This is a genomic window from Flavobacterium cupriresistens, from assembly GCF_020911925.1.
Classification (GTDB): Bacteria; Bacteroidota; Bacteroidia; order Flavobacteriales; family Flavobacteriaceae; genus Flavobacterium; species Flavobacterium cupriresistens.
Genome location: NZ_CP087134.1, coordinates 4,261,185 through 4,273,667, shown reverse-complemented (window position 1 = coordinate 4,273,667; position 12,483 = coordinate 4,261,185). Strand labels below are relative to the sequence as shown.

At 37.4% G+C, this 12,483-nt stretch carries 5 protein-coding genes; all 5 read right to left on the bottom strand.

Translation table 11 applies throughout. The annotated features are described in order from the left end of the window. Positions 1-21: 21 nt before the first annotated feature. Entirely contained in the window at positions 22-2,979 is a 2,958-nt protein-coding gene (locus LNP23_RS17605) for an FAD-binding and (Fe-S)-binding domain-containing protein (RefSeq protein WP_230002204.1), read from the bottom strand. 279 nt (positions 2,980-3,258) lie between these two features. Then, positions 3,259-5,556, bottom strand: coding sequence for an aminotransferase class III-fold pyridoxal phosphate-dependent enzyme (locus LNP23_RS17600; protein ID WP_230002203.1), 2,298 nt, complete (start codon positions 5,554-5,556; stop codon positions 3,259-3,261). A gap of 759 nt (positions 5,557-6,315) precedes the next feature. Beyond that, entirely contained in the window at positions 6,316-8,451 is a 2,136-nt protein-coding gene (locus LNP23_RS17595) for a beta-galactosidase (protein ID WP_230002202.1), read from the bottom strand. A gap of 447 nt (positions 8,452-8,898) precedes the next feature. After that, positions 8,899-10,902 carry an MGH1-like glycoside hydrolase domain-containing protein gene (locus LNP23_RS17590; RefSeq protein ID WP_230002201.1) on the bottom strand — a complete coding sequence of 668 codons (2,004 nt, stop codon included), beginning with the start codon at positions 10,900-10,902 and terminating at the stop codon, positions 8,899-8,901. Between the two features lie 75 nt (positions 10,903-10,977). After that, positions 10,978-12,480 carry a RagB/SusD family nutrient uptake outer membrane protein gene (locus tag LNP23_RS17585; protein WP_230002200.1) on the bottom strand — a complete coding sequence of 501 codons (1,503 nt, stop codon included), beginning with the start codon at positions 12,478-12,480 and terminating at the stop codon, positions 10,978-10,980. Positions 12,481-12,483: the final 3 nt, after the last annotated feature.

Here is a 12,483-nt window from a genome sequence, read left to right as displayed (position 1 = left end):
TTTAAATCGTAAAGAATTTAGTTATTTTAAAGCATTATACAATATACTCACGGGATGCTGTGCATTTCGGTTGGTACCGTCTTTTATTTGATGCCTGCAACTTGTTCCTGATGCTGAGATTAAAGTAGCTTCCTTTTCAGAGCGAATCGAGGGAAACAAAACTAATTCTCCAATTTTCATGGAAATGTCATAATGTTCTTTTTCATAACCAAATGACCCCGCCATACCACAACAACCACTTGGAATATTTAGAACGGTATAGTTTTTCGGAAGCATTAGAATTTTTTTCAAAGGAACTAAAGAAGACAATGCTTTTTGAAAACAATGACCGTGCATGCGTACGCGTTCTTCTTTATTTGTAAAACTAGCAGACGATATACGTCCTTCGTCTAATTCACGGGCCAAAAATTCTTCAATAAGTAATGTTCTGCCCGCAAATGTTTTAGCTTTTTCCTTCAATATGCCACGGCATAAATCAGGATATTCATCACGAAACGATAAGATAGCAGAAGGCTCTATTCCAATTAGAATAGCATCCTTGGGCATATGTTTTTCGAAAGCCAGTATGTTTTTTTCTGCAATTTCACGGGCTTCTTTTAACATGCCTTTTGACAAATAGGTTCTTCCACTTATGCCAATTTCAGGAACTATTACTTCATACCCTAAACGATTTAATAATTGAACTGCCGTTTGACCTATTTCGACATCATAATAGTTTAAAAATTCATCGTTGTATAAATAGACCTGACCGTGGATAAAAGTCCCTTTTTGAACGTGTGTTTTTATCCATTTTGCAAAAGTAATTTTATGCATTTGCGGTAGTTGTCTTTCAACAGCAAATCCGGTCGATTTTTTGATAAGGTTACCTAAAAAACCTTTAGTAGATAAATTATAAACCCACGGAACTGTAGCAAAAACAGCATTTATTTTTGGTGTATTTCCAATCAGACTGGAACGAAATTTGACTCCATTTGCATCATAGTTTTGCTGTAAGGTTTCCGCTTTTAACTTGGCCATATCAACATTAGAAGGACATTCGGATTTACAACCTTTACAACTCAAACACAAATCGAGTACTTCAAGAAGTCCTTCAGCGTCAAATTTGTTTTCTTTTGTTGAGGTAGTGATGGTTTCTCTGAGCATGTTTGCTCTTGCGCGGGTGGTGTGTTTTTCGTTTCGCGTAGCCATATAACTTGGACACATCGTACCACCACTTTTCTCGGTTTTTCTGCAATCTCCCGAACCATTACACATTTCGGCAGCACGAAGGATGCCGTTGTGTTCAGAGAAATCAAAGTAAGTTTCCGGCATTGGAGTATCCTGTCCCGGAGTATATCTTAAATTGGTGTCCATTGGAGGCGTATTCACAATTTTCCCCGGATTAAAAACATTCCAGGGATCCCAAGTATTTTTAAGTTGGATAAACAGTTGATAAATTTCTTCTCCGAGCATCAATGGGATAAACTCACCACGAAGCCTTCCGTCGCCATGTTCACCGCTAAGTGATCCTTTATATTCTTTTACCAAATGCGCAATGTCTGTGGCTATAGTTCTAAAAAGGACGGCACCTTCTTTGGTTTTTAAATTGATAATAGGACGCAGGTGTAATTCACCCGTTGCCGCATGTGCGTAATGAACACAACTTAAATTGCGTTGTTTCAGTATTGCATTAAAATCTTCGATGAAGGCTGGCAAATCATTTACATCAACAGCCGTATCTTCAATAACCGCGACTGCTTTTGCGTCTCCGGGGATATTAGACAATAATCCAAGTCCGGCTTTTCGTAAATTCCATACTTTGTTGGTCTCTTCGCCATAAACAATCGGAAAATGATACCCTAAGTTTTTAGAACGCATTAAAAGCTCCATTTCTTTGGCTATCGTATCTATTTCTTCTGGTGTATCTCTTAAAAATTCAACCACAAGAATGGCTTGAGGGTCTCCTTCTACAAAAAAACGATTCTTACTTTGTTCTAAATTCTCTTTGGTACATTCCAGTATATAATGATCAATAAGTTCAACACTATCAGGATTGAATTTCAGGGCTTCCAGATTAGCTTTCAAAGAATCGTTAAGACTTTCAAAATGAATGCAAACCAAAGCAGCAAAAGGTTTCAGCGCAGGAACTAAGTTTAGTTTTATAGCAGTAGCAAAGAATAAAGTTCCTTCTGATCCTGCAATTAATTTACAAAAATTAAATTTCTCATCAGTAACAACAAACGGCATACTATCGGCTAGTAAATCCAAAGCGTAACCCGTATTCCTCCTTGGAATTGATTTTTTAGGAAAATTTTTATCGAATAAAAGCCTGTTGGTTTCAGACGATACTACTTCTTTAATTTGAACGTAAATCGATTGCTCTAAAGGACTTACCGTGTCAATGCCGTTGCATTTATTTTCAAATTCGGTGTTGGTTAATGCTTTGAAAGTGACTTCATTTCCATCAGCCAAGAAACCCTTTATTTCTAAAAGATGTTCTCTTGTTGAACCGTAGACTACCGATCTGGCACCACAGGCATTGTTTCCTACCATACCGCCAATCATACAACGATTGCTGGTAGACGTTTCAGGGCCAAAAAAGAGTTGATAGGGTTTCAGATGCAGATTAAGTTCATCACGAATTACACCCGGTTCAACCCATGCGGTTTTATTGCTTTCATCCACCGAGATAATTTGGGTGAATTCTTGTGAGATGTCTACAATAATTCCATTACCCACTACCTGACCTGCAAGCGAAGTCCCAGCCGCACGCGGAATCACACTGCTCTTATTTTCACGTGCAAAAGTAATGATTTTTTGAATGTCTTCCTTTGTTTTAGGAATCGCAACAGCCAACGGCATTTCTTTATAAGCACTTGCATCTGTAGCATATAACAAACGCATGGTGTGGTCATAGAATAATTGACCCTCCAGTTGTTTTTCTAAATTTTCAAGATGGGGAATTGGTTCCGAAAGCGGATTATTATTACTATTATTCATTTTAATACTTTTTGGGCAAAAGCCTTTTTTCAGGTCAATCCTTAGCACTTAAGAAGGTTTCACAAAGCTTCACAAAGGTTACACAGAGACACACAAAGTTTTATTATTCTTTGTGAATCTCTGTGTGGTCTCCGCGAATCTCCGCGGAATTCTTATTCAAATCTTCACAAAACAACCATCCCACACAGAAAAAGAAAAACCCGCATAAATCCGTGTCTTCGCATAGCGAATCCGTTTAATCCGTGTGCCAAACTTTTAGCTAATTAGTTCCTTGATTCCTTATAATTCACTCAATGCCAGATCTAAGAAAGCAACCATTTCATCTGCATTTTGTTTATTAAAAGGCATAGGAGGTTTTATTTTTAAAACATTATGCAAAGGCCCGTCTGTACTCAGTAGATATCCTTTCTCTTTCATTTTTTCCACGACACGATCAATTTCAGCTACTGCAGGTTCCATGGTAATTGGGTCTTTGACCATCTCTGCACCAATAAACAAACCATGACCTCTAACATCACTAATAATCGGGTGTTTGGCCATTAAATTTCTTAAACCATCCATTAGATGATTTCCGACTTCCAGTGCATGTTGCTGCATTTCTTCTTCCTGAATTACATCTAAAACTGCCAAACCTGCTGTCATAGAAACCGGATTACCACCAAAGGTGTTGAAGTACTCCAAACCGTTATTGAAGGCATCAGCAATTTCATTAGTAACAATTACTGCGGCTAGCGGATGGCCATTTCCTATTGGTTTTCCTAAGACAACAATATCCGGAACAACATCTTGCAGTTCAAAACCCCAAAAATGTTCCCCAATTCTTCCAAAACCAACTTGGACTTCATCGGCAATACAAACGCCTCCTGCAGCTCTGACATATTGGTAGGTTGTTTTTAAATAATTCTCAGGAAGCGGAATCTGTCCGCCAACGCCTAAAAGAGTTTCGCAGATAAATACTGCCGGAGCTTTTCCTTCTGTTTTTAAATCTTCGATAATGCGTTGCACATCGGCAGCATATTTTTCGCCTGCATTTGCATCCCCGTATCGGTAAGGACCACGATATAAATCGGGATTAATGGCTTTATGTATCCAGGGCATTTTACCAAAACCACCTTTACTGTCAAATTTGTACGGACTCATTTCCATAGCCACAGTCGAAGTGCCGTGATACGCATGATCTAAAACAATTACATCTTTTTGTTTGGTATAATGACGGCTCATTCGGATGGCAAGGTCATTGGCTTCACTGCCGGAATTCACAAAATAACAAACACTTAAAGCAGGAGGTAAGGTTGCCGTAAGTTTTTCAGCGTATTCAATAATAGTATCATTTAAATAGCGGGTATTGGTATTTAACGATGCAATTTGTTTCTGCATTCTTCGAACGACTACCGGATGGCAATGTCCTACGTGTGAAGGGTTATTTACACAATCCACAAAAGTGCGTCCTTGATCGTCATACAGATATTGCAAAGCGCCTTTTACAATTTTTAGTTTGTCTTTGTAACCAATGCTTAAATTACGACCAATCTTTTCCTGACGGACTTTTAAGAGATCGCTATAATCGTTTTCTTTAATAACACCTTCAAAACCACAAGCTCTTCTAAAAGCATCCTGCGCTTTGATCGGGTTAATTTTGATAAGCTGATACAATAAATCCCAAGCCGGTCTTTCGGTAATAAAATGATGTTCGTTGTCACTGTCCAAAGAAGCATTGTAAGCCGATTGTGTAACGCTGATGCAAAGTCTTCCGGCTATTAAATAATACAGAAGATCTGTTTCCTGTTCGGTAAGAGGGTAGGCTTTATGGTATCCTGCTACAATTAAAGCCGCACAAGCCAATGGATCTTCCTGATCCAGCATGGCATACGTACAGGCAATCGCGAGATTGTTGATTAAGGCGGTAAAAACCATATCTCCGAAATCTATCAAACCACTTATCTTATCCTCCTGAACAAGTACATTATAATCATTGGCATCATTGTGAATATAAGCATGACGCAACTGATGTATTTTGGGAACAATTTCAGTATCAAACTGCAACAGGAAGTAAGACGCAATACGCCTTCTCTCGTGATTTAAAATATACTTAAGACCATCGTTTGCTTCACTGGCACGACTAATATCCCAGGTATAACTGCGATGCATTGCCGGGTGTGAAAAATCCTGAAGTGCTTTATCCATATTCCCTAAAAAGCAACCTAGATTATGAAATAACGAATTAGGCTTATGCTCTTTTTCGACCCAAAAAGTCCCCTCCAGAAAATTTAGAATTCTCAGGTAATAGATTTTAGAATCTTTTTCAATTTTGGTTAATTCTTCTCCTTCTTTATTAAGGCAAAAATGTTGAAACAAATCGGCCATATTGCTTTGGGACAAATGTCTGATAATTTTGACCTGAGCTTCCAAAAAGGGAAAGGAATGACTTTCGTTGGATATTTTTAGAATGTATTTTTCATTTTGATCATTAGACAGAAGAAAGTTTAATTCATCATATCCATTTAATGATTTGACACTAACGTTTAATGCGTAATGTTCCTTTACTAAGGTTTGAATAGCTGCTTCTGAAAAAGTCATTATTTTAGTATTTATTTTTTATATTTCTTTTAGTGGTCTTGTTAGTAGTTAAAAGTACACACTTTCGTTTGTTTTTTTGCCACAGATTAAAAGGATTAAAAAGATTTAATTCGTGGAAATTAGTGTAATTATTCATTTGTATAATCTTTAGTATATAAAGTCAACTTACACACTTTTTCCTACTTTTTTTTTCACGCAGATTTAGCAGATTTTTTTATCGTTTCTTTTGCGGAAATCTCCAAGATCTGCAAAATCTGCGTGCTATTTTTATTCTGTTAAAACTAAATTATAAACTTGTACCTACTTTTTTTGCCACAGATTAAAAGGATTAAAAAGATTTAATCTGTGAGAATCAGTGTAATCTGTGGCATTATTCATTTGCATAAGTTTTAGTCTGTCAAGCTCAAATTACACACTTTTGCCTATTTTTTTTTCACGCAGATTTAGCAGATTTAGCAGATTTAGCAGATTTAGCAGATTTAGCAGATTTAGCAGATTTAGCAGATTTAGCAGATTTAGCAGATTTTTTTATCATTTCTTTTGCGGAAATCTCCAAGATCTGCAAAATCTGCGTGCTATTTTTATTCTGTCAAAACCAAATTACAAACTTCTGCCTACTTTTTTTACCACAGATTAAAAGAATTAAAAAGATTTAATCTGCGGGAATCAGTGTAATCTGTGGCAAGAAAATAATTCGTGCCAATTAGTGAAATTCGTGGCAAAAGATCAGGATAATCAAAACATGTTGAAAGTAATAGTTTATTTCCAGATTACCGCTTGTGCAGGTAATAACGGGTTTTGTCCAACCAGTATTTTACTACCTTGCGGAATAGGTAAATTAACAGGCTCATTAGTATAATTTACACCCACATAAAAACCATCTCTCCATTCGATAAAAACACCTTTTGATAAATTTTCAATTGCAACATTGGCACGAGTGTAGATCGTACGAACAATTTCTCTTTCTAAGTTCCCGTCATTGCTTTCAACACCAACGTAGGTGATCGTTCCTTTGCCTAATTTTCGAGTTACTGCTGCCGCTTTTCCTTTATAAAATTGATCTTCATAAGTCGCCAGAACTTCCGTTCCTTGTTTGGGTGTAAGCACGTCGGCCCAAGTATTCCATTGAAAAGTAGTGTTTCCTGCTTTTACAACTCCATTCACATCCGAAACCAACATATCGAAGAAATCCACGTCAGCACCTATTAGCGGTACGATTGGTGCGCTCCAATTGGCTTCAAAAAAATGTCCGTTTTTGTCTTTTTGTCCGGTACGACAAGATAAGATTAGGTGACCTCCATTTTCAACATATTTCTGCCATTTGGCAACTAATTTTTGATCAACAAGCTGATAAGCCGGAGCGACGATAAACGGATAATCAGCAAAGTTGTCCGTTTCGGTAATAAAATCCATTGGAGCTCCCGTAGATTTTATAGCAGCCGTATAGGTATTTCTATGTTTCCAGGTGTTCCAGAATTTTGTTTGTTTTTGGTTTTCTAAATCCCAAAGGTTATCATGACTCCATAAGAAACCGGTCTTTCTTTTTACCAGATTTTGAGGCAATACGGCTTTAGGATCATACGCTTTACGCAACAATTTCATGTCTTGTATTGATTCAACAAATTCTTTACCACCTTGTGAAAGTGTAACGCCATCTGTTCCCACAATACCATCATGGTACATTTCACTGCTCCCCAGCGGATGTCTGTATCGATAAGTGCAAGTAAAAGAACAATTACCGCCAAAAGCTTGAGAAAGCCACATGTGCACGGTTCCCGGTAATAACTGCGGATTAATACCCGCCCAGTTTACCTGTCCTGGTTGCATTTCCATAACACCGGTTACACCAGTTATGGAGCGGTAATAATCGTTTGCTTCTGAAATTTTGCTTGGAGAACCCATTCTAAAACTCTGACCACCCAACGGATTTTGACCGCTTACGGGATACATGGTGTAGGTAATGAAATCCATTTTGTCGGCACTTCTTGGGTTGGCATCATAAATTACATTCGTAAAATTGGTAGTGATCCATTGTTTCGCATCAATGTATTTTCTAAGTATTTCGGCTTGTCTGTTCAGATACTCGGCTTGTGCGTCTGAGGTAAATCGTTTGAAATCCAAAACTGCGTGCGGACTTAATTTGTCTTCAAAATAGATCTCGGCATTAGGTAAAATTATTTGTTCGAAATTGGAATAACGCGTGCTCCAAAAACTACCGACCCATTCGGTATTTAATTTTTCGATGGTTTCATATTTAGCTTTTAACCAAATTTGAAAAGCTTTGCGGGCAGAAGGACTAAAATCGGCTGTGGCCAAAGGCTCATTATCGATTTGCCAACCCATAATGTTTTTGTTTTTTCCATATCGTTTTCCCAATTCAGCAACAATCTGATCGGTAAATTCGCGGTACTTTTCATTCGTTACAGATACATTAGCTCTGTTGCCATGTTCTCTGCGACGGCCATTTGCGTCGGTCAGATAGATTTCAGGATATTTGTCGCCCATCCATGCCGGAGGCGTTGGTGTCGGGGTACAAAGAATTACTTTTAAACCTTCTTTTTCGGCTATTGCCAAAGCATCATCAAGCCATTTAAAATTATATTTTCCTTGTTCAGGTTCCATATAAGTCCAGGCAAATTCGGCGAAATGGGTGAATTCAAAACCTAATTTTTTAATGTTTTTTAAGTCGCGTTCCCATTGTTCCCTCGGCCATTGTTCGGGATAATAATAAACACCAATCTGCATTAGATCAGATTTGGTGAAAAAACGCTTTGGATCTGCTTTTGCTGTTTGTGGAGTTTTCTTTTCCTGTGCAAATAAGGAAGTAGAAAAGCCACCCGACAGCAGTACTATTGATGCTATAAACTTGGTTAATCTCGAATTGTAATGCTTCATTTCGTAATTGGTTTTATCAATTTTTATAGTGTTGAATTATCATGAGGACGCAAAATTTTAAACTATATAAGTTATTTAAGAAAATATAAGCTTTGTTTTAAATGAACTTACATTACTTATATGGTTTAACTATTTATTATTGCTTCTGCACATGCTTCATTTCTTAATTGGTTTCTCAATTTTTATACTGTTGATTAGGTTTGGACGCGGATTGTGCGGATTCACTATCGTGAAGACGCGGATAAAAACGGATTTTTTTGTTTGTTGTACCTCTATTTCTTTCTTGACCTACAAGCTACTGAGTGCTATCGAGTCTTTGTTTAAATGTAAATGAATTTAAGCAAAAGAAACAAACCCATTTTAAATAAAAAAAAATCCGTTTTTATCCGCGTTTGTGCGCCAGCACACCCGCATAATCCGCGTCCCATTCTATGTGTTATTCAACCCCTAATCATTTAAAAGTAATAGTAAATAATGTGCCGCTGACCAGCTAAAATTTTCCGATTCTAAACCTTTTCCGGTAATAGGATGGTAATTTTCGCGAATCGATTTTCCTTTCTCAAAAGCACCTTCTGCATTGTGAATAAGTTTGTTTGAAAGCTGATTGGCTTCGTTTACATATCCGTATTTTCGTAAACCATCAATTCCGAAATAACTTTGATCGAGCCAGATTGGACCTCTCCAATACCCATTGTCGGGTTTGAATTTTGATTGATTTGCGGCTAAAGTTGGCAGTGGAACAAACGTATTGAAAGACGAGGGATCTAACAAGTTGTTTTTTACAGCTTTTGCCTGCTCGCTGGTTGCAGCTTCTACCCAAAGTGGTAAATAACCTTCGCAACCCATATCTTTTATAAAATTCTTGCCATCAATTGTAGTGTCGTAAAACCAACCTGAACTGGCGTCCCAAAATTGGGTCTGAATCTGATTTTTTAATTGCTGACTTTCTGTCTTCCAATTTTTCTCTTCGTCAGCCAATTTTAAAACGTTAGCCATCATAGCCAGATAGTTTTTTTCGGCATATAAAAAAGAATTTAGATCAACGCTTTCCTGATCCATTGAATACGCATTTTCACTGTTTTTTAATATCTTACTATTGTCAAAGCGAACAGCGTTATCCATACCACTTTCCCATTTTCCGGCAATTAAAGTACCGTCTGTTGAACCAAATTCGCAAAGACCATCCTGATCATGATCGCGATCTTTGTACCACCACGCATGGTATTTTTTCAACTTTGGATAAAATTCTTTTATGAAATCGACATCTTTAGTTTGTTTGTAAATTTCCCAAACTGCCCAAGCGGCAAGAGGAGATTTTGTATTTCTGTAATTGTTAGGTTCAATGGAAGTATCTCTGTAAATACAATCCGGAATAAAACCATTTGGCGACTGATAATCAAATAAAGCACGCATTTGGTTTTTGGCTAATTCCGGTGCAAAATGTGCTGCCGCTGCCGCATGTTTCCAACTGTCCCATGCCCAGAAACCATGAAACCATTCGTAATGATAACTCGGAAATATTCCTTCGTGTTTTAAGCCTTCGGCCGCAATTCGGCTGTTGTTTTGTAAAGTAAGAACCAGTTTGGCTAGGAAAACAGAATAATCGGTTCCTTTATATATTGATTTCTTTTTTGAAATTAACTGAGACAGTTGCTTCTCTTTCTCTCGTTTTGTATTTTCTAAAAGCGTATTAAATTTTATTTTTGAGAGATCTTCCTTTTCTTTTTTCCAATCGTATTGTGGGAAAATATAGGTCTGAGAAACTACAATTTCTTTAGTTTCATTTGGTTTTAAAGTAAGTTCAGCAGTTTTGGCAGCGAAACCTTCTTTTGTGATTTCGATGGTACTTTTTGCGCTAAGGAATTGAATATGTCCAATAGCATTGCTTTTTGAAGAAACGATTTTGATCGCATTCTCTTCCGCTGAAAACTGTAGATTATCTAGATATATTTTAGAATAATAAGCAGGAGTAAGCGTTATCGTTTTTGATGATCGATTTTTGATTGTTGTTTTTTGAATGGCAGATTGACCGGATGAAAATACCAGTTGTTGGATTACCTCCAGTTGATCGTTTTGAAATTGTTGTTCTAAATGACTGTTATAACTATTTTGTTGTACTAAAGCTGTTTTCCAATCGATAAGTTCTTGTTGTTTTTCATCGATAAGATGTAAAGAAATAAAAGAAGCACTTAACCAGACTCCGTTTTGTTCTGTCATTAAAAAAGGGCCTGAGAACCCACCCTGAGCTACGGCAGGCTCCAAAAAGCCGAATCCGAACCAGGCTCCTTTATCAGAAAAAGCGAGTGATTTTCGATCGGTTGCATTTTTAGGGTCTCCTTGGTAATCCAGACTGTTTTTACTGGCTTCTAAGTTGGTGTATTTATTTTGAGCAAAAGTACTCTGCATCATTAAAAAGAACAAAAAAATAGAAAATGCTTCTTTTTTGGACATGATATTTAATTTATTTGATGTTTTGAAATAATTACCCTGAAAGAGTTTTGTACTGCTTTCAGGGTAAAAATAAGTCTAATTATTTTGTATTTCCGTTAAAGGAACCGGATAAAAGTTATTTTTTGCAGCATCAAAATTGGTGCGGCCAACGGCATCAAGAGCCGCTTTGGTTTTCCCCCAACGACGTAAATCGTAAAAGCGGAAGTTTTCTAAAGGAAACTCAATAATTCTTTCATGTTCGATTTGAGTTTTTACAGCATCGTAGGTAGTACCTGTCATATTGGGCATGTCTGCACGCTCACGAACCGCGTTGATAAAAGGAATTGCTTCGGCCGGACGTTGTAACTCGTTTAGGGCTTCTGCTTTCATCAAAAGAACATTCGAATAACGCATTAAAGGAACATTAAGTCCTAAAAACTCGGTATCCATTTGTTCCTGAGTAGGAGGCAGGTATTTACGGAAAACAGGCTTGTCTAAAGTACCGAATTTTTGATCGTAAGTAGCTCCAAAAATTCTTGGATTAGCCGCATCATTAAAATAAGGATCTTTAAAGAAAATATTGCTGTAAAGACGAGTATCATAATTTCCTGTAGTCGCTATTTTGCCTTCTTTTTTAAATTCGTTCATCAACATAGTTGTTGGCAGGATTTCATCCCAACCACCCAGTTCGCTGGCCGCCATCCAGAAGTGTAAGGCTGTACGATAGAAAGCACCATTTGAAGTGTTCTCTGTAAATTGAAGTTCAAAAATAGATTCTTTAGAGTTTTTATTAGTTCCGTTAAAAAGACTTACATAATCTTTTACAAGTTCGTATCCCTGAACTTTGTTAAAAGCAGCAAGGGACTCCGTAAGATAAGTTTGTTTCTGTGCTGTTTCTTCGTAGGCTCTCGTTAAATAAGCAAAACCAAGATAACTGTTAGCTGCTCCGCTGGTTGCACGACCTGCTTTTTCTGCCGGTTGAGCCGCAGGAAGTACAGTGGCAACTGCTTTTAATTCGCCGATAATAAAATCCCATGCTTCTGCACGCTCAGAAAGTGGAATGCTAATTTGAGCTTGATCCGTGATGTACTTGTTTCTGATTTTGATTTTCTCCCAGTTCAAAATTAATTTTAAATGGTAATAAGCTCTCAAAAAACGAGCTTCTGCAATGACCTGATTTCTGTCGGCATCGCTAATAGAGGAGGAGGACATTTCACCTACTTTGGTAATAACCTGATTGGCATTACTGATCCCGCGGTAATTGTATTTCCAATAACTGGTAAACTGAGTGTTTCCGTTAGTATAAGTAAAATCAGCCAATTCTACCCAGCTTTGATAATTAAGAGCATCACTTCCTAATTTGCAGATGTCTTCTCGATAGGCTTCTACGGGCCATTTTATTTCAGAGAAGGAATATTCGTCAATGGAGGCTTCCAGAAAGGCATAGGTGGCAGAAAGACCTGCTTCGGCGTCAGCTTTATTTCTCCAGAAGGTAGAAGAGTCGAGTTGATCCGGTGATTGTTGTTCGAGGAAATCATTACTACATGCCGTTACTGCTACTAAACTTAGAACAGTAAAAAAATTAAATATCTTTTTCATGAT

Coding starts and splice junctions, on each gene's coding strand:
- LNP23_RS17590 (WP_230002201.1), bottom strand. CDS start 10,902: ATGTCCAAAAAAGAAGCATTTTCTATTTTTTTGTTCTTTTTAATGATG.
- LNP23_RS17595 (WP_230002202.1), bottom strand. CDS start 8,451: ATGAAGCATTACAATTCGAGATTAACCAAGTTTATAGCATCAATAGTA.
- LNP23_RS17605 (WP_230002204.1), bottom strand. CDS start 2,979: ATGAATAATAGTAATAATAATCCGCTTTCGGAACCAATTCCCCATCTT.
- LNP23_RS17600 (WP_230002203.1), bottom strand. CDS start 5,556: ATGACTTTTTCAGAAGCAGCTATTCAAACCTTAGTAAAGGAACATTAC.
- LNP23_RS17585 (WP_230002200.1), bottom strand. CDS start 12,480: ATGAAAAAGATATTTAATTTTTTTACTGTTCTAAGTTTAGTAGCAGTA.